Here is a 24,807-nt window from a genome sequence, read left to right as displayed (position 1 = left end):
GCAGTGGATCGCGCTCGCTGCGACTGCTGCCAGGTCGAACGGGAGAGCACGGCCAACATGGCACTGCGGCGCGCTTGTGAGTAGTTTCCGGGATCGACTCAGCGAGGTAATTTGACGAATGTTCCCCCTCGACTTGCAACATCAGACGATATTCGTCAGACTAAGTTCTGGCGACGAGGTTAGGGTTGCCTCAGTAAAGTCCGATGAGGGGCCCCATGGGTCCCTTTTCTTCGGTCTGCGGTCATTTTCATGGGTTCGAACAAGGAGCGTTTCCGCATGTCACTAGGGAAGAAAATCCGCGGCGGTTTCGCTGCGTTGCTTTCCGCATCACTCATCGTGAGTGGCGCGCTGCTTGTCGCGCCAGCGGCTTCAGCTGTCGAAGCCACTCCAGTGGTTACCCCAGCCGTAGTCGCAGCCTCGGAGGCCGGGCTCGAAGTCAAAATCGACTTTACGAACGTCACCATTCCCGAAGATCGCGCGGGAGTGTATGTGGCTTTGGTTGAGACGGGCACCACCGCAGCAGTCGGGCGCGGTGCATTTGTTGATGCCGCTCTCATTGCTGACGGCGCGGGTTCGGGCACATATGTGGCCGCCAAAACTGGTCTCGACCGTTCGAAAACCTATCAAGCCTTGGTTTGGTACGCGCACGGTGCAATCACGACTGAATCGATAGTGGCACGTGCCGACATTGCTGTGAGCCCCGAGAGCTGGGATCTCGTTTTTCCGCCGGCGCTCCCTCCCGTATCCGATCCTGCTGACCCGGAGACCCTCCCCGGTGGGCCGCTTGAAGAAGAAGTGGGTTCGGAAGGAGAAGGAGACCCTTTGCCTCCTGTCGACGTACCTGGAGTTCCAGCGGTTGAGGTTTTCCTTGCTGACGGGGTGACTCCGGCGGGGGAGTCTGAACTCTTCGCTGGTGATGAGATCGTAGTGAAGGGGTCTGGGTTTGATGTTGAATCGAACCTGTCGACACGAGCTCCGATCACGGTAGGTGACCCTGCGGGCAACTACATCGTTTTTGGCAACTTCGCTGAAACCTGGCGTCCTTCGGTTGCGGGCACTTCTTCCGCTGATCGCCGCGTCGCGGTCCAGAGGTGGGCGTTGTCTGATGCGTCCTACGCGAACATCAATTCGCGGTATCTCTCTGCGGTGAGTGCGCAGCGTGTGGTGATGAACACTGATGGCACGTTTGAATTCGCGATCGAGTTGGCAGATATTCCATCGAATGTTGCTGCGCCTACGGGTGGCTCGTACGGAGTTTTCACATACGTTGCCGGTGGTGGGGCAAATGATCCTGCTCAGGAGCTTGAGGTTCGACTCAACTACCAAGGTGAACGCCCAGCCGAGGTCGTTGAAGAAGAGGATGAAGAAAATCCGTCAACCGGTGGTCTGACGTGGGCGCTGAAAGACTCTTGGAACAGCTACCTCAAGTTCGGTGCTCGCGCGACCACGACCGTCTCGAACGGGGCTACGCTCGGGGCAGATGGACAGATCGGATATGTCCAGGTTGAGGGCGGAGATTACGATCCCGAGACAGGACTTGGCACGATCCGCTACCAAGGTGCGGTGCGCTATATAAGTGAATCGCACGGGTTCAACATCCTCATGCAAGATCCGTGGGTCACATTCAGCGCCAACGGGGCGACGCTGAGCGCAGAAACCTCGAAGAGCGAAACGTCGGGTACTGCATCGGCTTCTCGAATTGCGCTAGCGACACTGACGAGCCCGAACTCGATCCTAGAAGAAGATGGCAGCCTGCGCTGGACTGCAGTCCAGGGCGTGTTTGGCTCGATCTCGCAACCAGTGAGCTGGGCTGAGTACGCGGGCCAGGCGATCGCTCCCGTGAGCTTTAGCTTTGGGGCAGCAGAGAGCCCTACTGAGGGAGAGACTCCTGGCGGAGTGGAAAATCCTGGCGCAACACCCATCAAACCAACTCCGATTCCACAGCCCGCTCCGGCACCTGCGCCCTCGGCAACCTCGCAGAGCGCCGGGTCGCTTACGTGGGGCATCTCGACGAGTTTCGCTGACTACGTCACGGGTAACGTGGCGAAGGGGACCATCACCACGAGCGGTGTCGGCGGCGGCCGTGGAGGGTACGTCTTCCCACAGGCGAGCGGAAGCTCGTGGAACTCGCAGACGCAGACGGGATCCATCGCGTTCTCGGGCGTGGTCACCTTCACGGGCCATAACGGCGCACTCAGTCGCACCGTGAGCAATCCGGTGATCACTGTGACGAGCACATCCAGCGCGACACTCTCCGTCGCAGGCCAGCCATTCGGCAGCCTGAACCTCGCTGCTGCGTCTAAGAGCGTCGGCGCGAATGGTGAGGTCACTTGGAGTGGAGTCCCCGTCAGCGGCGGCTTTGGCTACGGCAGTTATGATCTCGCGGCGGATCCACTGACCTTCACCGCTGGTGCCGCAAGCAGTGCGAGCTTCGGTTCAACCCGTGTCACCGCTCCAGCGAATATTCAGCGCACCGCGGCAACGGCACCACCCGCCACTACGGGCGTGCGGGTGATCACCCCGGCGAACGAGCTTGTCGCTGGCGGCGAGATCGAGTTCGAAGCCTCCGGTTTCCAGCCCAACGAGCGAGGGATCCTCGTGGTCATGTATTCGGAGCCCACGGTACTCGACACAAACGCCGGCGCAGATGCGAACGGCGTGGTGCGGTGGATCGGCACCCTGCCCGATGACCTGACGGGGGAGCACACTATCACCCTGCAGGGCAGCATCAATGTCGGACAGGTGATCTCGATCGCTGCTGCAGAGCAGGTAAAGAAGGTGGCGCTCAGCAACGGTGAGGTCGAGGAAACTCAGATCGCTGAGGTTCGGGCCGCCGGTCTCGCTGACAGCGATGACGCCGGATGGGTAGTCTGGGTGGGCGCGCTCGCGCTGCTCGTTGTGGCAGGTGGCCTAGCCGCGCTGGTTGTAGCGCAGCGTCGCCGCGCAGAAGGAGCTTCCCAATGAGGATCATGAGACACGGATTTTCAGCCATCGTCGGCACCGCCGCAGTGATCGGCGCGGCGTTGCTCGTTCCCACGAGTGCGAGCGCAGCCCCAGCATTCACCGAGAGCGAGACTGAGGTCGCGACCGCGTGTCAGGTCGAGAGCGCGAGTGTGAGCTGGGGTGTGAAGCAGAGCTTCCGTCAGTACATAACCGGAGCGATTGCCGGTGGTTCGTGGGAAACCTACGGTGAAGCTGCATACGTTGCCCCCTCGCTGACTGAGACCGGCGCGGTCGAAGCAGGCACCGACCTCTTTCAGTGGGTTGGTGGAACAGGAGAGATCGCAAATACCCTCGAGAGTGGCGCCATCGCCTTTGTCGGCGGGGTGCACTTCACCGGGCACGATGGTGAGCTGGAGCTGAACATCGCCAACCCTGCAGTCGAGTTCGAGGGGGCCGACACAGGGTACCTCCTGCTCGAGGTGAGCGAAGCGCCTGTGGGTGAAGCCGGAACCCAGGTTCGCGCCGCGAAGCTGGACCTCTCGACGACGGTTTCGGCAAGCGGCCAAGACCTGAGTATCGTGGGTGCCAGCGTTCGCCTTACCGCCGAGGGCGCCGCCGCATTCAACGGAGACACAGACCGAGGCACGTACGTGGCAGGCGAGGAGATGGATCCGCTCTACCTGCAGGCGACGGTCGCCGGGTGCGAGCTCGGCGAGGTTGTCGCGGTGGATCAGCCTTCAGGCTCTGCTGAAGAGGCCACGGCGGCCCCCATTTCCGCGGCACCGGAAGCGGAGTCAGCGGTTCCGTGGGTTCCCATCGTTATCGGTGGGGTCGCTTTGATCGTCATCGGCGTAGCCGCAGGCATGCTGATCGCGGGACGTAAGAAGCCAGAAGCCGAAGGCCCAGCATCCTCGACCGAGCTCTAGACCAGGGTCACAGTCCGCTCACGAGCAAGCTCCACTCGCGAGCGACCCTGGCCTAGGATCAGGCCCCACGCAGCGGAAGAACGATTCCCTTGCCTGTGAGCGGGTGCGGAATAATCTCGACCGGGGTCTCGTAGACGTCAGAGATGATCCCGGCGGTGAGCACACGCTCGGGTGCGTCACAGGCGACAATGCGCCCACCGCGCAACAGTGCGATGCGGTCTGCGTATGCCGCCGCAAGGTTCAGATCGTGCAATACCACCAGCACCGCGTCGCCAGCTGCGGCGCGAGCGCGTGCGAGCGACAGGACCGCCTCCTGATGGCCGAGGTCGAGTGCCGCTGTTGGTTCATCGAGCATGAGCACACCCGTGCGCCCGGCCATCACCCGAGCAAACGACACGCGGGCGCGCTCACCGCCGGAGAGCGACGGCACGCGGCGATTGCCGAGATGGCCGATATCGGCTGCAGCAATGGACTCTGAGATTGCTGAGTTGTCGTCGTCTTCGAGCGGTGTACGGCGCCAGGGTGCGCGGCCCATTTCCACGACTTGGTGCACGGTGAAGGGGAAGAGCACCTGGTTGTCTTGCAGAAGCACGCTGCGGCGGCGAGCGAGATCACTCAGCGACCATTCGGTGATGTCGCGTCCCGCAAACTCAACCCGACCCCCGTCAGGAGCCACATCGCCAGACATCAGGCTCAGCAACGTTGATTTGCCAGCACCGTTTGGACCCAGAAGCGCCAACACCTCGCCAGCCCGCAGTTCGAGCGATACGCCGTCGAGCAGCTTGCGCGATCCGCGTATGAGTTCGACTCCGTGCGCGGCGCAAACGACCGCACCCGGCGCGGTGCGCTCGGGAAGAAGGAACTGCCTCGCGTTCACTAGCCCCACCCTCCGCTGCGCTTCCGCGTGCGCCTCAGCAGCCAGAAGAAGAACGGCCCGCCGACGAGCGAGGTGAGCATTCCGATGGGCAGATCCGCCATCGGAACAATGGTGCGTGCCCCCAGATCGGCGAGGGTCAGGAGCAGGGCGCCGCCGAGCGCACTCGCCGTGACCAGCGGGAGATGGGCGGGGCCGAGCACCATGCGCATGAGGTGGGGAATTACGAGCCCGACGAACGCGATAATGCCCGCAAATGCGACCGCAGCGCCTACGAGGAGTGACACCAACACGATCACCCCGATCCGCAAAACCTCGACGTTGACACCCAGGTGACGTGCATTGCGCTCGCCGAGCGAAAGGAGATCGAGTTTGCGGGCGACCAAATATGAGATGAGAAGGCCGAGCGCGATCACGGGCGCAACGATGACTACCTGCGACCAACGGCTACCGGCCAGGCTGCCCAGTTGCCAGAACACGATCTGCTCGCGAGATTGGGTGTCGCCAAGGAAGGTCAGGAGGGCGATGGCCGCGCCCGCAATCGCGTTCACAGCGATGCCGGTAAGCACGAGTGTCACGACCTCGGTCTTGCCGTCTGCTCGGCTCATGAAGTACACGAGCAGCGTCGCCCCAAGACCCGCAATGAAGGCGAACACCGCGGTTGTCCACTCCCCGAAGAAGGTCAGCCCGAAAACGATACTCAGGCCTGCGCCCACCGCAGCGCCCGAAGAGACACCGATGACGCCAGGCTCAGCGAGCGGGTTTCCGAAGATCGCCTGCATGAGCAGACCTGCCACGGCGAGCCCCGCACCCACCAGTGCGGCCATCACGACGCGAGGAAAGCGGATGGCCCAGAGCGTTTGATCACCGGCGGGGTGTGTGGGGAGGGGGAACCAGTCGATGCCAATGGGCCGCAGGAGTGACCCGAGCACCTCGCTCGGAGGAATCGCGAGTTGGCCGGTGCCCGCCGATGCAAGTAGCGCAAAAACGAGCGCAACCCACAATGCAGTAAAGAGGATCGCTGTCGACGCCGCGTGACGCGAGGCAGGAGCGGCAAAGCGCGTGGGCGTCATGCGAAACAGTATCTTTCTGAACTGGTGGATCTCGGTCAAGCGATCAGTAACGGGCCTGCCAAGCTGCGGAGAAGCCGGGCTTTCAACTTCATCATATGTATCTTAGCTAAGCTGACTTGGTCGTTCGCAGTGAGGCCGCAAGTAACTCACTCGCGGGTTCGGAAGAGACCGAAAGAGGTTCACATGACACCGCAGGGCACCTCCCGTCGCACCCGCACATCACTCATCGCCGCGGCCCTGGTGATGGGCCTCGGGCTCACCGCGTGCCAGACGGGATCGATCTCAGCCAACGAGGTCGCGTCGGTGGCGGTGGACCTCCCGCCGCTCTCAGAACTCACTCCGATTGCAGAGCCCGCGGCCTGGGAAGGGCCGAGCACCGTGCTCATCGGCGAGCCCACACTGCTTCCGGTGGCAGAGAATCCCGAGCAAGTCATGCCTGCCACAGTGACGTCACATGACCACATCGGCGACACCGAGATTGTGGTCGAGGATGCCTCCCGCGTACTGGCGATCTCTATGACAGGCACGCTCGCGGAACTGACCTATGCCTACGGACTGGGTGACACGCTTATCGGTCGCGATGTGTCAACGAACCTGCCCGGCCTCGAAGATCTTCCGGTGGTCACAGGATCCGGTCACACACTTGATACGGAGGGGATCGTTGCCCTCCAACCCACCCTGGTACTTACCGACAATTCAGTGGGGTCAGCCGACGTAATGTTGCAGCTGCGCGACGTGGGCATCGACGTCGTCGTGATCGAGCGAGCCAATAGCCCAGAGACCACCTATGAGACTGCCCGCCAGGTCGCAGCCGCGCTCGGTGTCGCTCCACTAGCCGAGACTCTCATTGCGGAGCTCGACCAATCGATCACCGAAAAGGTGGCCGAGATTGCAGAGCTTGCCCCGGCAGATGCATCTCTCCACCCGCGTGTCGCGTTCCTCTATATCCGCGGCCAGTCGGGAATTTACTACCTCTTCGGTGACGGCAGCAGTGCCACGAGCCTGCTCGATGGGCTCGGCGTGGTCGATGTCGCACAGGAGATCGGTTGGGTCGGGGAGAAGCCCATGACCGACGAAGCCCTTGTTGCCGCCAACCCCGACATTATCGTCGTCATGACAAAGGGTCTCAAGAGTGCCGGCGGTGTCGACGGATTGATTGCAGCGCAGCCCAGTATCGCCCTCACGAACGCCGGCAAGAATCGTCGCATTATTGATGCTGACGACACGCTGATCTTCGCTGGTGGTACCCGCATCCCAGACATCTTGGACGGCCTGGCGCGCGCCATCTACGCACCCGACTCGCTTCCTGAGTCATCGACTTCCTAGCGAATCCCTGCCCTGCGGGCCGCTCGTAGGCTTGGGGGGTGCTGTCAGACTCGCGAGTGTAGTCTGGGGTGGTTCTGTCTGCGGATCCACTGTGGATAGGTGTTTGGGGTTGAGCGAGACAGGGGAGGGCGAGTGGCGCCGCATCACGGTGACGTCGATAGGCCACGTCAGGCGCGGCAAACACTTCCCGAGGATCGCTTTGATCGGCTGCCGAAGGGCCGTCGCGTCGGGGCTCATCGAATCGCCGCGCGACCGCACAGGTTCTGGCTCTATCTTGTGGCGGTTGTCGCAGGAGTGGTGGTCCTGAGCGGGCTCGGGATCTTGGCGCTGCAGGTATTTGGTGGCAACGTCGGCACCTTTACGAGTGAGCAGGAGGCGCCCGTTGCTGCGCCGGAGCAGGTGCAGGGAGCGCTTGACCCTAACGCTACGGTCGCCATTCTCAACGGTACGGAGACCCCGAACCTGCAGGAGGGTTTGGAAGCGGTCATTACGGAGAATGCCTGGGGGCAGATCGCGTTCGTCGAGTACGCAGCGTCTCGAGACGTGCAGATTTCTGCGGTGTTCTACGGTGCTCCAGAAGACGAGGCGGCGGCGGCCGGACTCGCCCGCGAGCTTGGCGGAGTTTCTTACTATGAGAGCCCGAACTACGAGGAATACGGCGTGAGGCTAGTCGTGCTGCTGGGGGCGGATTACGCCGGGCCAGGCTTCGATCAGGCTGCGGAAATCACAGCCAGGCTTGAGGGATCGGCCGAACCCTCCGACGACGTGTTGGAGTGAAGTCGCGAGGCCTCGAATGTTCGCCCGTAGCGTGCATCCCCGCTTGCACTCTCGGTGCGTGAGTGCCAAGATTGACTTAGCAGTCGGTTCACCTGAGTGCTAAGAACTCATGCTTCGGCGCATCCATCTGGGCGCGCCACCGAAAGACTCCCTGGAGGGACAAACACATGGCAAAGATCATTGCGTTTGACGAGGAAGCTCGACGCGGACTTGAGCGTGGACTCAACATCCTCGCTGATGCCGTCAAGGTGACGCTCGGCCCGCGCGGCCGCAACGTCGTTCTCGAAAAGAAGTGGGGCGCTCCCACGATCACCAACGACGGCGTCTCGATCGCCAAGGAGATCGAGCTCGACGATCCGTTCGAGAAGATCGGTGCTGAGCTCGTCAAGGAGGTCGCCAAGAAGACTGACGACGTCGCTGGCGACGGCACCACCACAGCCACCGTGCTCGCCCAGGCGCTTGTGCGCGAGGGCCTGCGTAACGTTGCCGCTGGCAGCGACCCCATCGCGATTAAGAAGGGCATCGAGAAGGCTGTTTCTGCCGTTATCGAGCAGCTTCTCGCGAACGCCAAGGAGATCGAGACCACCGACGAGATTGCGGCCACCGCTTCCATCTCGGCTGCCGACGAGCAGATCGGTAAGCTCATCGCCGAGGCCATCGACAAGGTCGGCAAGGAAGGCGTCGTCACCGTCGAGGAGTCGAACACCTTTGGCACCGAGCTTGAGCTGACCGAGGGCATGCGCTTCGACAAGGGCTACCTGTCGGCATACTTCGTCACCGACGCTGATCGCCAGGAAGCTGTGTTCGAGGATCCCTACATCCTCCTCGTCAACAGCAAGGTTTCGAGCATCAAGGATCTCCTCCCCGTTGTGGATCCGGTGATCCAGTCGGGCAAGCAGCTCCTGATCATCGCCGAGGACGTCGAGGGTGAAGCCCTCGCGACTCTTGTGCTGAACAAGATCCGTGGCATCTTCAAGTCGGTTGCCGTGAAGGCTCCTGGCTTTGGCGATCGCCGCAAGGCAATGCTCCAGGACATCGCGATCCTCACCGGCGCAACCGTCATCTCGGAGGAGGTCGGTCTCAAGCTCGAGAACGCCACCCTCGACATGCTCGGCACCGCACGCAAGGTCATCATCACCAAGGACGAGACCACCATCGTTCAGGGTGGCGGCGACGAGGAGCAGATCGCGGGTCGCGTGACCCAGATCCGTCGCGAAATCGAGAGCACCGACAGTGATTACGATCGTGAGAAGCTCCAGGAGCGTCTCGCGAAGCTCGCCGGCGGCGTGGCAGTCATCAAGGCTGGCGCTGCTACCGAGGTCGAGCTCAAGGAGCGCAAGCACCGCATCGAAGATGCTGTGCGTAACGCGAAGGCTGCAGTCGAAGAGGGCGTTCTGCCCGGCGGCGGTGTCGCGCTCATCCAGGCTGGCAAGGTCGCTTTCGCAGCGCTTACCCTGACGGGTGACGAGGCCGTGGGTGCGCGGATCGTCCAGGTCGCTATCGAGGCCCCGCTGCGTCAGATCGCACTCAACGCGGGTCACGAGCCAGGCGTTGTCGTGGACCGTGTCGCGGGCCTCCCGAACGGCCACGGCCTGAACGCCGCGACCGGCGAGTACGGTGACCTGATCGCTCAGGGCATCCTCGACCCGGCGAAGGTCACCCGCTCGGCTCTGCAGAACGCAGCGTCAATCGCTGGCCTCTTCCTCACCACCGAGGTTGTTGTCGCTGACAAGCCCGAGCCCGCGGCCGCCCCGATGGGCGACCCGAGCGGTGGCATGGACTTCTAAGTCTGAGCCAGCTCAACTCGAGTAACAAAGACCGGGGTCGCGCCGAAAGGCGCGGCCCCGGTCTGTGTTTGGCTCCGGTGGTTCTGATTCACGGCAACGCGTCAGAGGATGCGATGAGGTGTGAGTCCTGACCCTCATCACGTTACATTACTCTTGGGTTAGGCAGGCACGCGGAGGGTTCCCGTGGCGTCTGCCCGTGTGGCCCCATCGAGCGGCAGCGCGACCCGGAAGGTCGCCCCGCCACCGGGCGTCTCGTGTGCGCTCACCCTGCCACCGTGCGCAGCGACGATTGACTGCACGATCGACAGCCCGAGCCCCGAGCCCCCAGTCTCTCGGTTACGGGAGTTATCGGCGCGCCAGAAACGGTCGAAGATCTTCGAGCGAAACTGCTCCGGGATCCCTTCGCCGTGGTCGATGATCTCGAAGACACCGAGGCCCAGATCGGGCTCGGAGCGAACCGAAATTTCCAAGGGGCTTCCCTCAGGGCTGTAGCGCAGAGCGTTTCCGATGAGGTTGGTCATCACCTGACGCACCTTGTACTCGTCGCCGGTCACGACAGGTTCACTCGGATCTCTGAGCACGGTGACCTCGCGATCGGGCGCCTGCGCCCGGGTATCAAGTGCGGTGTCGGCAGCGAGCTGATTGAGTGGAAGCGGTGCGAGTTTCAGCGGGCGTCGCTCGTCGAGCCGCGCCAGAGCGAGCAGATCCTCAACGAGCGAAGTCATGCGAATGGCTTCCTTCTCGATCCGCTCCATGGCCTGCCCCACGTGCTCTTCGTCTTGCAGGGCACCCATTCGGTAGAGCTCGGCGTACCCGCGCACCGAGACAAGCGGGGTACGCAGCTCATGGCCCGCATCGCCGATGAACCGTCGCATTTGCTCGATTGTGCGTGCGCGTTCGGAAAAGGAGTTGTCGATGTGGTCGAGCATCACGTTCAGCGACTGGCCCAAGTGGCCGACTTCGGTGTGTGGACTCGACACCATGATGCGTTTGGAGAAGTTACCCCGGGAGATCTCGAGTGCTGTGCGCTCCACCTCGGCAAGCGGCGCAAACGTCGTGGTAACCAGAATTCGGGTAAGTGCTGCACCGAGGAGCAATACCGCCAAGCTAAAGCCGGTGAACACTGCGGCGAATCGTGCCATCACCTGGTTCGCGTTTGAGGTCGACGAGGAGATAACGAGGATACCTCCCGGCACCCCATCGCTCGACATGATCGGGATTGCGACTGTACGCCATTCGAGGCCATCCTCGCTTGTCAACGTAAACACACCGTCACCAGTTGCCTGAGCCCACTCGGGTGTGAGGCTGGGAAGAACGGGTAGGGTGCGAGCGTCTTCGCCCTGCTCGTTGTCGTGCAGAAGCTGTCCGCTCGCATCGAGCACCGCAACGTAGTACCGGTTGCTCGCGTTCCTGACGTCGTAGCTCGTCAACGAGCTCGTGTCAGCACCGGGTGCAAGAATTTCGGTGGGGTCTGTGCGAATCTGTCGCAACTCGGCATCTAGCACATTGATGAGTTGCGGTCGCAGGAACGACTGCGTGCCGATGCCTGCAACGATCAGGCCTAGCGACAGGATGAAAACCGTCACTCCGGTGATCTTTGTGCGGAGCGAGACATCTGCCCAGCGCTGGGCGAGGGTGCGATCGGATTCTGGGTCGTCGTGGATGCCGATTGGGCCCGTAAATCCCTGCGTTCCCGCAGCTCCTACCGAGTCGGAACGGGGAGTGGAATTCGCGAATCGCCCGGGCTCCGCCTGCTGCCCCACGACGCCCTACTTGGCGTCGGTCTTCAGCATGTATCCGAAGCCGCGCTTGGTCTGAATGAGTGATTCCTCCGTGAGCGGATCGAGCTTCCGACGCAGGTAGGAGATGTATGACTCGACGATACCGGCGTCGCCGTTGAAGTCGTATTCCCACACATGATCGAGAATCTGCGCCTTCGAGAGCACCCGGTTCGCGTTCTGCATCAGGTATCGCAGCAGCTTGAACTCGGTCGGGCTGAGCTCGACCGGCGTGCCGCCAACGTTCACCTCGTGGGTGTCTTGGTCGAGCACGATGGGCCCGGTCTCGAGTACCGCATCCTCGTCTTCTTGGATCGTGCGGCGAAGAATGGCCTTGATGCGCGCGATGATCTCGTCAAGGCTGAAGGGCTTAGTGACGTAGTCGTCGCCGCCGACGGTGAGACCCTGCACCTTGTCTTCCACATCATCTTTCGCCGTGAGGAAAAGAATCGGCGCCGTGTACCCCGCCGAGCGCAACCGCTTGGTCACGCTGAACCCGTTCATGTCGGGAAGCATGACGTCGAGAATAATCAGGTCGGGTTCTTCCTCAAGTACCGCAGAGATGGTCTGCGCGCCGTTCCCCACGGAACGCACCCCAAAACCCGCGAAGCGCAAGCTCGTGCTGAGAAGCTCGCGGATATTTGGCTCGTCGTCAACGATCAGAATCCTGGGACCCTTTGGCTGAGTATTCATGCTTCCAGTATCTGACAGTTCGCTATGCTTCCGCTGAAAAATTTTCCAGCAGTGGATCGCATCGCCTACAGCTCATCGGCGTTCATGATCGTGTAGGCGTATCCCTGCTCTGCTAAAAAGCGCTGCCGATTCTGAGCGAAATCCTGGTCGACGGTGTCGCGAGTGACCAAGGTGTAGAACGAGGCGGATGCCCCGTTCGGCTTCGGGCGGAGGAGACGGCCTAGGCGCTGCGCCTCTTCTTGCCGCGACCCGAATGAGCCCGAGATTTGAATTGCCACGGAGGCGTCGGGGAGATCCACCGAGAAATTTGCCACTTTCGAGACGACGAGCAGCCGCTCGTGGCCCTCGCGGAATTCGTTAAACAAGCGCTCGCGCTCGTCGACCGGTGTTTGTCCGGTGATCAGCGGGCACCCGAGCGACTCTGCCATTGACTCGAGCTGGTCGATGTACTGTCCGATCACAAGAACGCTTTCGCCTGCGTGACGTTCAACGATTCGCCGCGCGATCGTCTCTTTCACCGAGGCGCTCGAAGCAATGCGGTAACGATCCTGATCCTCAGCGACGGAGTAGTCAAAGCGTTCGCTCTCGGGCAGCTCAACGCGCACTTCGAAACACTCTGCCGGGGCGATAAACCCCTGGGCCTCGATGTCTTTCCAAGCAGCGTCGTAGCGCTTGGGGCCGATGAGACTGAAGACGTCGCCTTCGCGCCCATCCTCGCGCACCAGCGTCGCAGTGAGTCCGATACGGCGGCGGGCCTGGAGCTCTGCGGTGAGTTTAAACACGGGTGCAGGCAGCAGGTGCACTTCGTCGTAGACGATGAGGCCCCAGTCGTGGGCGTTGAGGAGAGAGAGGTGGGCATACTCGCCCCGGCGTTTAGCGGTGAGGATCTGGTACGTCGCAATGGTGACCGCCCGCACCTCTTTCACTTGGCCCGAGTACTCGCCGATCTCCTCCTCGGTGAGGCTGGTGCGGCGGAGCAACTCGTCGCGCCACTGCCGCGCCGACACTGCGTTAGTGACAAGAATGAGGGTCTTCGCACCCACGGCCGCCATCGCTCCTGCGCCCACGATCGTTTTCCCTGCACCACAAGGCAGCACCACGACGCCAGATCCGCCGATAGTGAATGCGTCTACCGCCTTTTGCTGGTAGTCGCGCAGGTGCCAGCCGTCTTGCACCAGATCGATGCTGTGTGGCTCGCCGGGGGTGTAGCCAGCGAGATCTTCGGCCGGCCAGCCACGAGCCACGAGCTCCTGCTTGAGCTGACCGCGCGCCCAAGCGGCAACAGGAAAGGTGCGCTCATCAATGCGGTTGCCGAGCAACGGCGCAATCTTCTTGGCGCTCGCGACCTCACGCAGGACTGCCGGTTCGTCGCTGCGCAAGACGAGCTCACTGTTTGCATTTGCCGCGTCAAGCCGCTCGATCGTTAGGCGACCATATCGGCGCATGGTGTCGGCGATCTCGCCCGATACGGAGGTGGGCACAGGGAACTTGGCGTAGCGGTCGAGGGTCGCGACGATCTCTTCGGCGGTGTGGCCAGCGGCCCGGGCATTCCAAAGGCCAAGTCGCGTTACGCGGTACGTATGGATGTGTTCGGGGGCACGCTCAAGTTCAGCGAATACCGCAAGCTCGTGCCGTGCGTCCTCAGCATCAGGATGTGCCACTTCGAGCAGAACGGTGTGGTCGCTCTGAACGATCAGGGGGCCAAGAGTCATAACGAATCAGTTTACGCAGGTACCGGTGCTACCGCGACGATCGCAGACAGCGGCAATGTTCGCTCGACGCCCGCAACCTGATCGGTCGCACGCAGCCGCCCACCGGTCAGGGCAACGGGCAGCAGGGTGAAGGTGCGCTCATCACTGCCCGCAGCAGCCGTGACCTGCACGGGACTCTTGTCACGAATCGCGAGCTCAAGCTTGCGACTGAGATCGCCCGCCCCGGAGGCGGCCTGCGTTGCCTCAAACACCCGATCCGCGAGCGCGTCGAGTTCTGCAGCTACGTCGCGTGTGGTCTCAAAGGTGGGGGCCGAAGTGACTCTTCGCGGATTTGCGGCCGCCGCATCGCGAGCCGCAGTGGCTCGGGCTCGCCCGTCAGAAATCCATGCATCGCCAGGACGCATATGGGCATCTGCGGGCCACCTCGCTCGGTTGAGGTCGGTCAGCATGAAGTCAAGCGGTTGAGGAATGCCAGTCAGTGAGACTCGGGTCAGGAACGCGCGGATAGCTGCGGTGCTCTGCCCCTGCTGCAGCGCCCGGGTCAGTGACAACAGGGTTAACCGCATCACGGCGGCGGTGCCGAGCTGCTCGGTTTCTGCGATCTCCGACAGGGCTTGCTCGTCGGCGGGGACGAGCGGACCGGGCACCACGACCGTGAGGTCAGGTTGCACGTATACTCCGGCCACGGGCTCGGGCAGGTCTCGAGTAGCGACCTCAAGCGCGGCGGCCCGGTCACCCGCAAAGAGGCATACGGCCGCAGGGGAGAGCTGCCCGTGGGTGGTCAGGCCGAGCACCTCGGCGGTCGCGGCGTAGTCGCTCGCCGCATCGCGCGCGGTCGCGGGCAGAAGTGGGTACTCGTGCGCGAGCAGTGCTCCGGCTGCGAGTTCTAGGTCGCCTGACGCAAGGTCGAGGGTGCGACGCACCTGCGGATCGAGTTTTTGTGTGAATGCCCAAGCGAGATCGAGCCACCGTTCGGGGTACGGCTGACCCAACCATTCGGTGGCGCGCTCCGAAGTGACGAGCACAACGGTGGAACTCCCGGGGCGGCCCGCAGCCATCGGCTCAACCAGGTTGGCAAGCTGCAAGACTGAGAGCAAGTGCCCGGTGCTCGCCGCGTCACCGTGCGTGCTCTCGGCGAGGCTCCGCACCGCAGTTGCAGTGACGGCGCCCTTGCGGCTCAGGCGCGGCGGCTGCGACGCAAGCACCCGAAGTAACGCGGCAGCACGCCGAACAGCTGTTAGAGCCTCGCCAAACCACCGGGAGGTGTCGGCAGGGTGATGAGAAGCCGTGGGATCGGAGGAAGAGAGCGCCTCGGCTCCCAACGCGCGCTCAATTGCCTCGGTAACCTCGGGCAAAGGCACCGTCGCGCCGGTGTGTTCGTCACGGCCAACGAGGCCCTGCAAGCGCAGCGCGTCGAGCGCCGCGGGATCGGTACGTGAGTCTTCGCCTTGGGTGAGGGCCTGCAGCGTTTGGAGGCCAACGCGATCGACCGTCGCGATTGCGCGCGACACTGATTCGGGGCGCAGGAGCTCGATAGCTAGCCCCAGAGGGTCGTGCAGCGACCCGGGGGTCTGGACCCGTCGTGCGTCGAGCAAGCCGCGCACCTCGATGCGACTGAGCTGTGCGATAGACGCGGCCAGAGCAAGTGTGCCACCCATGATTACAGTGCCCCGCTACTTCTCGCCCCGGCGTGAGCCTCGGCGACTGAAATTGAGAACCAGCAAGACAATAAGAAGGATGAACCCGATGGGAAGGCCCACGTAGGAGATCCACACCACCACCGGCCACATGCTCGCGGCGAGCGCGTCTCGGCCACCGACCATGGCCACCACGAGCGTGGTGAGGTACGCGGCGACGGCGACTGCGATAATCGTGAGTGAAGAATAGGCAAGCAGCCGCTCAACGACGGGAAACTTGCTGGAGTCTGTAGACATCCTTCGTATTCTACCGCCCGGCATCTGACCGTGACCGGCGGGCACAGAGCCTGGGTGGGTAGACTGGGGGGATTGAATCGGGGCCCTTCGCCCTGAAATCGAGCGTGAGCGCGCCCGCGAGAGACGCGGCCAGGCGCTGAGAGTGAAAGGGCGGGTCATGCCGAACGGCAAGGTCAGGTTCTACGACGAGGAAAAAGGCTTCGGCTTCATTCAGGGAGACGACGGGCAGCAGGTATACCTCCACAATTCTGTGCTCCCGGCAGACCACGAGGTGGTCGCGGGTACTCGCGTGGAGTTCAGCGTTGCCGAAGGCCGTCGCGGCCCGCAGGCGCTCTCGGTGCGGGTGATTGACACCCCGAAGCTGGCGCGTCGCAACCGCAAGTCCGCCGATGAGATGGCCATCATCATCGAAGACCTGGTGAAGCTACTCGACGGGCTCGGCGAACGTTTGAAGCATGGTCAATACCCTGAGCGGCAGCAGGCGCGGCAGGTTGCGACCATGTTGCGCCGTGTAGCGGACGACTTTGATGTCTGAGGCGAGCGAGAGCACCGCAGCAAACCAAAACGACCCGGAACGGCGCGCCGCCGAGCCCCTCGAATCTGAGGCGAATGAAGCGGATTCTGAATACGTAATTCCTACTGAGGGCTCCGATTCCACTGGTGAGCGTGCCGTTGAGGAAATAGCGCCCGATTTGGTGCTGCTCGCAGCGCGCGACCAGGCGCGAGCCGCGCTCGCCGAGATCACCGACGCGCAAACCATCGGTTCGGAAGACGGACATGAGGCGCACGAAGCGCATGTAGTGACGCTGTACTTTGAATGCCGACTTCCCGGTTACCCCGGGTGGCGCTGGGCGGCGACGTTGGCTCGTGTTGACGAAGATTCCGACATTAACGTGCTCGAAGTTGAGCTCCTTCCCGGCGCCGGCGCGGTAACCGCGCCGGAGTGGGTGCCGTGGTCGCAGCGACTAGCGCAGTACCGAGAGACGCAATCGCGCCAGGCAATCGACGAGGCTGCCGCTGCAGAAGAAGCAGCAGCTGAGCTTGCCGATGAGGATGAAATCGATCCCGAGGATGACTTGCTGGAGAACGATTTCAGTGACTTCGATGATGAGATCGACGGCGTCGATATTGACGAAGAGGGCGACGACGAAGACGATGATTCGGACGGCGACGATGAGTCCGACGACGAACTCGACGAAGATGAGCTGAACGAAGATTCCGACGAAGAAAGTGATGCGTCGGAAGACGAGTAGCCGAGCTTCATAAGAAATAACGCCCGGACCCCAGAAGGGGACCGGGCGTTATTTCTTCCACCCGACGCTCTTCGCTCGATCCACAATCGGATGTATATCATCCATTTTTGTAGCACGTGCAAAAAGATACGTAATTCTCACGGATGTCTGCCGACCCATTCGATTCCTAGCCTGTGAGGGAATTCGGGGTTACGGCATCGATGAAGGTTTCGAGGTTCAGGCCCCAACAATGCGGCAGCAGCTGCGACGGGGGGCGCGCTCGAGCGAAACGGTCGAACACGGAGGTTGTTCTTCTTTCGACCAGTGACTTGAGGCTGTTCACTGTGCAGTTGCTCCCAGGCCATGGGGGCACATCGTGTACATACAGCGCAAAGCAAGAGAGCGCACTCGAAAGCTCATAGCGATATTCAGCGTGAGTGCATTCCTTATGCTGGGGGCGGCCCCGGCTCTCGCGGAGGAGGCGCCGGCGGATCCATCGGTACCGACAGCACCCGCCGAGCCGACGCCCGAACCAGCTCCGCCGGCGCCTGTCGAACCCGCACCGCCCGCTGAACCCGACCCCGCACCTCCGGTGCCGCCCGTTGAGCCGGTGCCTGCGCCGCCTCTGCCACCCGTCGAGCAGCCGGCACCGCAAGCAGTTCCAGCGCCACCCGCTCCGGTGCAAGAGTCAGCTCCACCCGCAGTAGCAGAACCAACAGTTGAGTCCGCCACTGCACTACCTGAACCACCGTATGTTCGTTGGCGTGTCGCTGACGAAGCGGACGCTCTCGTAGCGGGAACGACGATTGAGCTCCAGGGCCCACGCAACGACGGGCTCGCTGATGACGGGGCCGACAGTCAATGGATGAGCGCAATCAGTGCCCACGTTGCCGACAATGTGGGTCAGGACGGCTACGCGGGCGCGGATCTAGATCCGGTCGCCGGTCAGTTTCTGGTGAAACAACTAGTGGATCGTCGAGATCCCACGGCCACGCATGATGTTGTGGTCGGGGACACCCTCAGGGTCAAGCCCGTGGCAGCCCCTGCCGGATATGAGGTCGAAGGTGCGAGTTGGGCGGACGTTGCGGCTGTATCGACTCCAGAATCGGCTGTATCAACACTCGTGCTGCACATTTCTGGCCAGGATCCGGTCGAAGAGCCCCAGTCGTCTGCGAGATCCAGTGCGCCAGACATAGGCCTGCTTGCTGCACCACCAGGTGCTGAACCGACGGGTGCCTACCAGCCGAGCTTCGACAGTAGTGATCCTTTGACCTGGTATTCCTCCGGAAGTCCGGCCGAAGCGACGGAAATCGACTCATTTGCTTCGTCGTTCACACAGTCGGGTTCGAACTGGATCTTGGGCGCAACTTGGACCCGCCCAAGCGCAACCGGTGCCAAGGGCTGGTCGATTGAGTACACGGTCGCACCGGAACGCTGGGGTGCTGCTTCAGGCACCACACTCGTCCCGCAGCCGGATCGTTCGCAGGGCGGCATGGTGATCATCATCGAGAACAGCAATCAGCAGAATTACACGACGCAACGCTGCACCTATACCTCCCCGGCGAATTATCCGGGCGCTTGTGTGCCTGTCGCAAACGCGCTGTCGTCACCCGACGGCGGATTCACGATGGTGCTGAGCCTCACGCTCAGCTCGGAATTCGTCGGCCAACAGGGTTGCCCGTCAACGCTTGGTTCCACGGGATACATTCGATCATGGACAGGAAACAAGAACATCCAGGCATGGGTCGAACCTGTCACCGTGAACCCGCCCTCAAACTGCGCAAAGATCACCGTGAACAAGGAGGTTCTGCGCGGATCCACATCGAATCTTGCTGGTGCCACGTTCCGCCTCTACACGGGCACCTCTTCCGCCGTCGGTTCGCCCATACCCGATGCTTGGGCTACCTGCACGATTGGTGTAGCACCTGCGACATCCTGCACGATGACTCTTCCGTCATCGGCGAACGGGAATGCCTACTGGGTCGTTGAGGAGTCAGCAGGAGCTGGCACATTCGCTCTTCAGCACATTGCAACCGGGCCCCTGGGAACCGTAGACACATCGAGCCCCTACCCGGGGAGAACGGCAACTGTCACTGCTGGTCAGACTCAGCAGATTCCTCGTGAGGGAAGCGGAGCAACCACGAGCATCGGTAAAACCACTAACGCTCTCAATAACCCGCAGCTCGTGCCTGACTGTGTGGCTGGTCTAGATGTCGCGCTCATTCTTGATCTCTCGACATCAATATCGGCGGCGCAGCGCACTGACTATGCGAACGGTTTGGAACAGCTCATCGAATCGTTACAGGGGACGGGCTCTCGCATCTCGGTCGTAACGTTCAACGCTACCGCAGCGAATCCCAACACCTTTGGTATCGCCAGTCTGACGTCTGCAGACAGTCCCGGTTTAATCACGACCCTCAGGAATGGGGTGCTTAACGGCGGAAACTACGCTGCCGGCACGAATTGGGATGACGGGTTCCAGCGGGCAGCAACGCTCGCTGCGGCTAGCCCGGGAGTGTACGACCTCGCGATGATGATCACCGACGGGGCGCCGAACTACAGCCGAACGAGCAGTTCCAGCTATGACGTGAGGTTCCACTCGGTTGAGAATGCGGTGCTCTCTGCCAATGCAATCAAGGCCCAAGGTATCTCTGTATGGACAGTCGGGGTAGGAAACGCGATCGGAAATCCGCTCGGAGAGATCAACTTGCGGTCGGTGTCCGGCCCGGGAGACTTCTTCGTCGGGGCTTGGGAGAGCCTCGGGGGGATTCTTGGCGACATCGCAACAGCAGCCACCTGCCAAGTGCCGATTGAAGTCAGCAAGACCACGGTGTCTGCTGCAGGCGACACGACGACGCTGGTCGACGACTGGAGCTTCGGAGCGGTGAAAGCAGTGGAAAGCCCGGGCACGCTGCTCGGGGCGACGCCGCAAACGACCAGCCCCGCGAACGACCATCTCGCGAAATGGAGTATGCGGTTCACCGAACCCTCCGGCCAGAGTGCCACTGTGACCCTGTCAGAGACGATCAAGCCTGGTTGGACGTTGACACAGGTCGTTTGTAACGCTGTTGATCTGACAGACTCCGTTGTCGTCTCAGGTGATCAGGCATCGGTAGCGCTGAGTCTCACGGTAGGGGAAGCGAAGCAGTCATGTGTATTTACCAACACTGAGACACCGCTGCCAGCTGACGTCACGTGGTCGAAGATCGCGGCTGATACCGAGGAGCTACTGGACGGATCCGAGTGGACGCTGACCGGGCCGAATGTACCCGCAGACACCGTGGTGGTTGACTGCATCTCCGCACCCTGCGCGGTGGGCGCATTCCTCGACCACGATCCGATCGCGGGTCAGTTCAAGCTAGTGGATCTTCCCTGGGGTGATTACACACTGACGGAGACCAAGCCTCCTGTCGGTTACTCCGGGGATGGTTACTTCGAGTTCATCATTGATGTGACCAACGGCGGCACCACTGTCGACCTGGGTGACGCAACGAATACACCCCTTCCGGGTGCGGTCTCGTGGTCAAAGGTTGATGCGGTAAACGGTGACCTGCTCGGCGGATCCGAATGGAAGATCGTTGGCCCAGCACCGGCCGTCACGGAAGTTGCGATCGTGGACTGCACCAGTGCCCCGTGCCTCGGCCCGGATGTGGACCCGGCAGCGGGCCAGTTCGAGCTCGAAGAGCTCGCTTGGGGTAGCTACACCGTGACCGAGACGAAGGCGCCCCCGGGATACATCGGCGGCGCGGAGTTCACCTTCACTGTTGAGGCGCTCAACGCGGGAACCGTGATCGACAAGGGCGAATTCGAGAACGAGCAGCAACCCGGAGTTGCACTGCCGCTCACGGGTGGCCTTGGCTCCGACATTTTCAGCATTGCAGGTCTAGGTATCGCGCTCTTCGCTCTGCTCTTCGGGGCAACCTATGCATATCGTCTTCGTCGAACTCCGGAGGTGATGTGACGACAGCAACGCGACACGGGGGAGTCGCCGGCCGGGATCCACATCCCGGGCAACGACCAATAACCAACCACATCACCAGTCTCATGAACCGGACGCGCAAAGATGCCGCCCGACGAGAGGAAAAGATCATGAATCACGAAAACCGCGGGAGGTTCGCGAAGCGTGCGCTCGCCGCAATGGGAGCCACCGCTCTCCTGCTTATCGGCACCGTCACCTTGAGCAGTGCCGCCTCGGCTGATGAGCACGACGCACCAGTGGTCGGGCCGAGCGTCTCCAATATCACCGGCACCACGGGCACCCTCACCATCCACAAGCACGCGGGCGACCCGGGCGAAGCCGGCAACGGGAAGGTCATCACCGATCCGGCGAAGATCGCGGCGCTCGGTGCAGGCCTCGAGGGGGTGCAGTTCAGTATCGAACGAGTCACCTACGACGGCTCGGCGATCGACCTGACGACCGCAGCTGGCTGGGATGCTGCGCAGAGCGCGACAGTCGCACGAGTGATGGGTGCGCAAGATGGCTTTGGCAAAGTTGCCCCGCCGACAGCTACAGCAACTACCCTCGCGGGCGGAATCGCGGTCATTCCGAACCTCCCGTACGGGATGTATCTCGTGACAGAAACGAGCGCAGGCCCGAACCAGATTGTCACCCCAATTCAACCCTTCCTGGTGACTGTGCCTTACCCACAGGCGAGCGACAGCACGTGGCTATACGACGTGCACGTCTACCCCAAGAACAAGCTGAACACGACGAACCCAGAGAAGACCGTCGCTGCACCCGATGGGGTCGTTATCGGTTCAACAGTGGTGTGGACCATCACTGCGCCGATCCCAGAGCTCGGTACAGGCGGCACCTACAACAAGTTCGTCATCACCGACACGCTGGATCCACGACTGACACTCACGGGAGCCGTAGTGAAAATCGACGACACGGAGCTCGTGCCCATCACCCACTACTCAGTCAGCGGCAACGTCGTCATTACGCTCACACCAGCGGGGCTCGCCTTGCTCGCAGGAGCCGACAACGTCATCGTCGAGGCCTCCACCACGGTGGACTCGTTAGGTGAAGGCGAGACCGGTGGCTTGATCCCGAACCACGCGATCGTGAACGTCAATGACTCCGTGCGAGAGACCGGCTACCCGCAGACCAATTGGGGCCCTCTCAAGGTCATCAAGAAGGCTGCCGTGGCCCCGAACAACACCCTGCAAGGGGCGGAGTTCACGCTGCACGAGACGAAGAACGGCCCAGCACTTGCTGAGGCGGGCACGCTCGTCACAGACGCAAACGGCGAAATCGTGGTCGACGGACTCTGGGTCGGCAGTAACGACACACTCTCAAAGACGTACTGGCTGCAAGAGACCAAGGCTCCAACCGGCTACGTGCTTCCCGAGGGCGATGGCGCGTGGACGCAGGTCACCGTGAACGCCGGGGCGGCCAGCACCGTAGTGCCAGTGGTGATTAACAACACCCAGCAAGGCGCCCCGAGGCTGCCGCTGACGGGTTCGACTGGAACGGCCGCGTTCATGATCGGCGGTATCGCACTGCTCCTCACCGCAGGTGGTGTCGGGCTCGCCACGGCCCGGCGCAAGCAGGGCGTTTCGGAGCAGTAATCGCTGTTAACGGGGCGGGAGGTACACCCCTCCCGCCCCACCGCACACCCAACAATTCAATTCACACCATATTGACCGGGGGACATCATGAGCACCACCGCAACGCAGGGGCCGCACGCGTCATCCTCCGTTGCGGTGGTGCGTTCCTGGAGATTCCCGCGGTTCGCGTTTCTCACGGCGCTCGTTGCGCTGGTCGGGCTCCTGGTGTTCATGTACCCGAACATTGCTGGCTGGTTTGCGCAGTACAACCAGTCCCTCATCATTAGCTCGGTAGGTACCTCGTTGAAACAGGAATCGCCCACCAGGCTCGAGGCCGAGATCCTGAAGGCTCGCAGCTACAACGAGGCGCTCGTCGGCGGTGCGCTTGTGGCACCGAACTCCAACCTTCCGACCAGCGACGGTGCCGCGAGCAGCGACCTCGACTACGAAGGGTTGTTGCGGGCCGACGCCGACGGCACGATGGCTCGTCTGAGGGTACCCAGCATCAACGTAGATCTTCCCATATTCCATGGCACTGCAGATGAAACGCTTGAGCGGGGTGTGGGGCACCTGCAAGGAACTTCCTTGCCCGTAGGCGGTGTCTCGCAACATTCGGTGCTCACCGCGCATCGCGGGCTCGCCAACGCCGAGATGTTCAACCATCTCGACCGCGTTGAGATAGGTGACACGTTTACCGTCGAGGTGTTCGGGGAAGTGCTCACGTATCGGGTGGTGTCAACCCAGGTTGTACAACCTGACGAGACTCAGACACTCACCCCACAACTTGGCAAAGATCTTATGACGCTCGTCACCTGCACCCCATTGGGCATCAATAGTCACAGGATCCTTGTAACCGGGGAGCGGATCATCCCGACTCCCATCGGAGACCTCGAACGAGCTGGTGCGAACCCGGACGTCCCCGGCTTCCCCTGGTGGGCAGTCGGGCTGGGCGGCGGGATCCTGATTGCCTCCGCCTATGTCTGGCGGATGGGCCGCGTCGAGGAGGTCGTTCCGACATAGAAATTTCAAAGCCCGGGGCGGTGGGAGGTCCCCCCTATAACTTCCACCGCCCCGCCTAGAGAGTGGTGACGCGTCACCGTTCCCGCAGGCGGAGTCCATAGCCCGTCAGCTCGCAACGAACGCCCGTGCCACGTCTCGCCGCCGGGTCCGAATGCCTCAGTGCACTTGGACCCGGCGGTTTTTGTCAGTGAGGAACTGTGTCATGACGACTTCAATCATGTCGGCTTTATTGAGAATGGTAATCATTATGTATAGTGGTGATCATGAAAAAATACACACCAATAGTCGGTTCAGTTCTTCTCCTCACGGCGCTCGGGGTGACCTCTTGTGCGCCGGCAGCCAATACCGACACGAACCTCTCAAGCGAGTCGAGCAATCAAGAAACTGAGTTACCAGTTCGCCTGGTGATCTCGAGTGCAGACGGAGTCACTGTGCGAGACGCAGCTGACGGCGACGAGCTTGCAAGCTTTCCGCTGGGCACAACCCCGTTTCTCACCCCGCTTGGTGCGAGCGGTGAGGTGGTCGTCACTGACATGACCTCGGGCAACACGTGGGTTGTCGATTCGGGTCTCAAAATGGTCTCCCATGGAGATCATGAGGATCTGCAGGTGCAGGAGCCGAGCGCCAGCTCGGTGGCAGCCTCTGGCGTTACTCCTACCCACGTTGAACACGCCAACGGCAAAGTGGCTATTTTCTATGACGGTGAAGGTGCCGCGAAAGTCTTCACCGAACATTCCTTGACGGGAGATTCTCCCGCGCCGTTCATGACCCAAACGGCGGTTGCGCCGCACCACGGTGTCGCCATTCCGCGATTCGATGGCCTTCTCATGACCGTTCCCGGCGAAGAGACAGCGTCCGGCGTCGCTGCTTATACCGAGGCCGGGGAACTTATCGAGACCTTTGACACGTGTCCCGCACTTCATGGCTCTGCCATTCTCGACACCGTCGCCGTAATCGCTCCGTGGGAGATACCTGCAGGGCATGGGGGTGTGACCCCACAGCTTGTCGTGACCGCGCACCATCTCTACATCTCTGACCCGGCGGAGCAGCGTGTGGTGGAACTCTCACGAGACGGTGATTCGGAGCCGCGGGTGGTCAATGTCGGGGTGGCGCCTTCCGCTCTCGCTGTGATTGCTCCCGAGGATGATTCGCACATCCACTCCTGAGCAATGCCGCGCTCGC

The 24,807-nt window shown here is 62.0% G+C and carries 18 protein-coding genes; 11 read left to right on the top strand and 7 right to left on the bottom strand.

The window, feature by feature from the left end:
• Nucleotides 1–276 precede the first annotated feature (276 nt).
• Nucleotides 277–2,964 carry an HtaA domain-containing protein gene (locus tag ACTNFJ_RS09565; protein ID WP_435906079.1) on the top strand — a complete coding sequence of 896 codons (2,688 nt, stop codon included), beginning with the start codon at nucleotides 277–279 and terminating at the stop codon, nucleotides 2,962–2,964.
• Nucleotides 2,961–3,869 carry an HtaA domain-containing protein gene (locus tag ACTNFJ_RS09560; RefSeq protein WP_435906078.1) on the top strand — a complete coding sequence of 303 codons (909 nt, stop codon included), beginning with the start codon at nucleotides 2,961–2,963 and terminating at the stop codon, nucleotides 3,867–3,869. Before ACTNFJ_RS09565 ends, ACTNFJ_RS09560 begins: the two co-directional genes overlap by 4 nt.
• Nucleotides 3,870–3,927: 58 nt before the next feature.
• Here the strand turns inward: ACTNFJ_RS09560 and ACTNFJ_RS09555 are convergent, their stop codons facing one another.
• Together ACTNFJ_RS09555 and ACTNFJ_RS09550 are read right to left on the bottom strand one after the other, a co-directional pair.
• The gene (locus ACTNFJ_RS09555) at nucleotides 3,928–4,746 is read right to left on the bottom strand and encodes a heme ABC transporter ATP-binding protein (protein WP_435906077.1); all 819 of its coding nucleotides are present in this window, start codon (nucleotides 4,744–4,746) and stop codon (nucleotides 3,928–3,930) included.
• A complete protein-coding gene (locus ACTNFJ_RS09550) occupies nucleotides 4,746–5,816 on the bottom strand; it encodes a FecCD family ABC transporter permease (RefSeq protein ID WP_435906076.1) in 1,071 nt (356 codons plus the stop codon). The genes ACTNFJ_RS09555 and ACTNFJ_RS09550 overlap by 1 nt, the downstream gene beginning before the upstream one ends.
• A 183-nt stretch (nucleotides 5,817–5,999) precedes the next feature.
• On the opposite strand from ACTNFJ_RS09550, the gene ACTNFJ_RS09545 reads away from it, so the two are divergent.
• From ACTNFJ_RS09545 to groL, 3 genes are all read left to right on the top strand, one after another.
• Nucleotides 6,000–7,142: a heme/hemin ABC transporter substrate-binding protein gene (locus tag ACTNFJ_RS09545; protein ID WP_435906075.1), complete on the top strand. Its 1,143-nt coding sequence runs from the start codon at nucleotides 6,000–6,002 to the stop codon at nucleotides 7,140–7,142.
• A gap of 132 nt (nucleotides 7,143–7,274) precedes the next feature.
• On the top strand, nucleotides 7,275–7,919 hold the full coding sequence (locus ACTNFJ_RS09540; RefSeq protein ID WP_435906074.1) for a LytR C-terminal domain-containing protein: 645 nt from the start codon (nucleotides 7,275–7,277) through the stop codon (nucleotides 7,917–7,919).
• A 167-nt stretch (nucleotides 7,920–8,086) separates the two neighbouring features.
• Nucleotides 8,087–9,706: a chaperonin GroEL gene (gene groL / locus ACTNFJ_RS09535; RefSeq protein WP_435906073.1), complete on the top strand. Its 1,620-nt coding sequence runs from the start codon at nucleotides 8,087–8,089 to the stop codon at nucleotides 9,704–9,706.
• 158 nt (nucleotides 9,707–9,864) lie between these two features.
• Here groL and ACTNFJ_RS09530 read toward each other — a convergent pair whose 3' ends face one another.
• The 5 genes from ACTNFJ_RS09530 to ACTNFJ_RS09510 all read right to left on the bottom strand — a co-directional run bounded on the left by ACTNFJ_RS09530 (nucleotide 9,865) and on the right by ACTNFJ_RS09510 (nucleotide 15,823).
• A complete protein-coding gene (locus ACTNFJ_RS09530) occupies nucleotides 9,865–11,469 on the bottom strand; it encodes a sensor histidine kinase (protein ID WP_435906072.1) in 1,605 nt (534 codons plus the stop codon).
• Nucleotides 11,470–11,475: 6 nt separating this feature from the next.
• A complete protein-coding gene (locus ACTNFJ_RS09525; RefSeq protein ID WP_435906071.1) occupies nucleotides 11,476–12,177 on the bottom strand; it encodes a response regulator transcription factor in 702 nt (233 codons plus the stop codon).
• 65 nt (nucleotides 12,178–12,242) lie between these two features.
• A complete protein-coding gene (locus tag ACTNFJ_RS09520) occupies nucleotides 12,243–13,889 on the bottom strand; it encodes a DNA repair helicase XPB (protein ID WP_435906070.1) in 1,647 nt (548 codons plus the stop codon).
• Nucleotides 13,890–13,900: 11 nt separating this feature from the next.
• Nucleotides 13,901–15,547, bottom strand: a complete 1,647-nt coding sequence (locus ACTNFJ_RS09515; RefSeq protein ID WP_435906069.1) for a helicase-associated domain-containing protein — start codon at nucleotides 15,545–15,547, stop codon at nucleotides 13,901–13,903.
• 15 nt (nucleotides 15,548–15,562) lie between these two features.
• On the bottom strand, nucleotides 15,563–15,823 hold the full coding sequence (locus tag ACTNFJ_RS09510; protein ID WP_435906068.1) for a hypothetical protein: 261 nt from the start codon (nucleotides 15,821–15,823) through the stop codon (nucleotides 15,563–15,565).
• A 157-nt stretch (nucleotides 15,824–15,980) separates the two neighbouring features.
• Here ACTNFJ_RS09510 and ACTNFJ_RS09505 point away from each other — a divergent pair, with 157 nt between their 5' ends.
• The 6 genes from ACTNFJ_RS09505 (at nucleotide 15,981) to ACTNFJ_RS09480 (ending at nucleotide 24,791) form a co-directional block, all read left to right on the top strand.
• Entirely contained in the window at nucleotides 15,981–16,358 is a 378-nt protein-coding gene (locus tag ACTNFJ_RS09505) for a cold-shock protein (protein WP_433645837.1), read from the top strand.
• Nucleotides 16,351–17,076 carry a DUF3027 domain-containing protein gene (locus ACTNFJ_RS09500; protein ID WP_435906067.1) on the top strand — a complete coding sequence of 242 codons (726 nt, stop codon included), beginning with the start codon at nucleotides 16,351–16,353 and terminating at the stop codon, nucleotides 17,074–17,076. The genes ACTNFJ_RS09505 and ACTNFJ_RS09500 overlap by 8 nt, the downstream gene beginning before the upstream one ends.
• 844 nt (nucleotides 17,077–17,920) lie before the next feature.
• The gene (locus ACTNFJ_RS09495) at nucleotides 17,921–21,016 is read left to right on the top strand and encodes a SpaA isopeptide-forming pilin-related protein (protein WP_435906066.1); all 3,096 of its coding nucleotides are present in this window, start codon (nucleotides 17,921–17,923) and stop codon (nucleotides 21,014–21,016) included.
• A 128-nt stretch (nucleotides 21,017–21,144) separates the two neighbouring features.
• Nucleotides 21,145–22,626 (top strand): SpaH/EbpB family LPXTG-anchored major pilin, encoded by a 1,482-nt coding sequence (locus tag ACTNFJ_RS09490; RefSeq protein ID WP_435906065.1) that lies wholly within the window; start codon nucleotides 21,145–21,147, stop codon nucleotides 22,624–22,626.
• 87 nt (nucleotides 22,627–22,713) lie between these two features.
• The gene (locus ACTNFJ_RS09485) at nucleotides 22,714–23,625 is read left to right on the top strand and encodes a class C sortase (RefSeq protein WP_435906064.1); all 912 of its coding nucleotides are present in this window, start codon (nucleotides 22,714–22,716) and stop codon (nucleotides 23,623–23,625) included.
• A gap of 263 nt (nucleotides 23,626–23,888) precedes the next feature.
• Complete coding sequence (locus ACTNFJ_RS09480; protein ID WP_435906063.1) at nucleotides 23,889–24,791, top strand: hypothetical protein; 903 nt, start codon at nucleotides 23,889–23,891, stop codon at nucleotides 24,789–24,791.
• Nucleotides 24,792–24,807: the final 16 nt, after the last annotated feature.

The sequence above is a fragment of the Leucobacter shiyiweii genome (genome assembly GCF_052446065.1).
Taxonomy (GTDB): domain Bacteria; phylum Actinomycetota; class Actinomycetes; order Actinomycetales; family Microbacteriaceae; genus Leucobacter.
Note: the sequence above shows the minus strand (reverse complement) of the source record. Positions and strands in the feature narration are given on the sequence as shown.

Coding starts and splice junctions, on each gene's coding strand:
- ACTNFJ_RS09565 (WP_435906079.1), top strand. CDS start 277: ATGTCACTAGGGAAGAAAATCCGCGGCGGTTTCGCTGCGTTGCTTTCC.
- ACTNFJ_RS09560 (WP_435906078.1), top strand. CDS start 2,961: ATGAGGATCATGAGACACGGATTTTCAGCCATCGTCGGCACCGCCGCA.
- ACTNFJ_RS09550 (WP_435906076.1), bottom strand. CDS start 5,816: ATGACGCCCACGCGCTTTGCCGCTCCTGCCTCGCGTCACGCGGCGTCG.
- ACTNFJ_RS09545 (WP_435906075.1), top strand. CDS start 6,000: ATGACACCGCAGGGCACCTCCCGTCGCACCCGCACATCACTCATCGCC.
- groL (WP_435906073.1), top strand. CDS start 8,087: ATGGCAAAGATCATTGCGTTTGACGAGGAAGCTCGACGCGGACTTGAG.
- ACTNFJ_RS09525 (WP_435906071.1), bottom strand. CDS start 12,177: ATGAATACTCAGCCAAAGGGTCCCAGGATTCTGATCGTTGACGACGAG.
- ACTNFJ_RS09520 (WP_435906070.1), bottom strand. CDS start 13,889: ATGACTCTTGGCCCCCTGATCGTTCAGAGCGACCACACCGTTCTGCTC.
- ACTNFJ_RS09515 (WP_435906069.1), bottom strand. CDS start 15,547: ATGGGTGGCACACTTGCTCTGGCCGCGTCTATCGCACAGCTCAGTCGC.
- ACTNFJ_RS09510 (WP_435906068.1), bottom strand. CDS start 15,823: ATGTCTACAGACTCCAGCAAGTTTCCCGTCGTTGAGCGGCTGCTTGCC.
- ACTNFJ_RS09505 (WP_433645837.1), top strand. CDS start 15,981: ATGCCGAACGGCAAGGTCAGGTTCTACGACGAGGAAAAAGGCTTCGGC.
- ACTNFJ_RS09500 (WP_435906067.1), top strand. CDS start 16,351: ATGTCTGAGGCGAGCGAGAGCACCGCAGCAAACCAAAACGACCCGGAA.
- ACTNFJ_RS09495 (WP_435906066.1), top strand. CDS start 17,921: ATGAGCGCAATCAGTGCCCACGTTGCCGACAATGTGGGTCAGGACGGC.
- ACTNFJ_RS09490 (WP_435906065.1), top strand. CDS start 21,145: ATGAATCACGAAAACCGCGGGAGGTTCGCGAAGCGTGCGCTCGCCGCA.
- ACTNFJ_RS09485 (WP_435906064.1), top strand. CDS start 22,714: ATGAGCACCACCGCAACGCAGGGGCCGCACGCGTCATCCTCCGTTGCG.
- ACTNFJ_RS09480 (WP_435906063.1), top strand. CDS start 23,889: ATGAAAAAATACACACCAATAGTCGGTTCAGTTCTTCTCCTCACGGCG.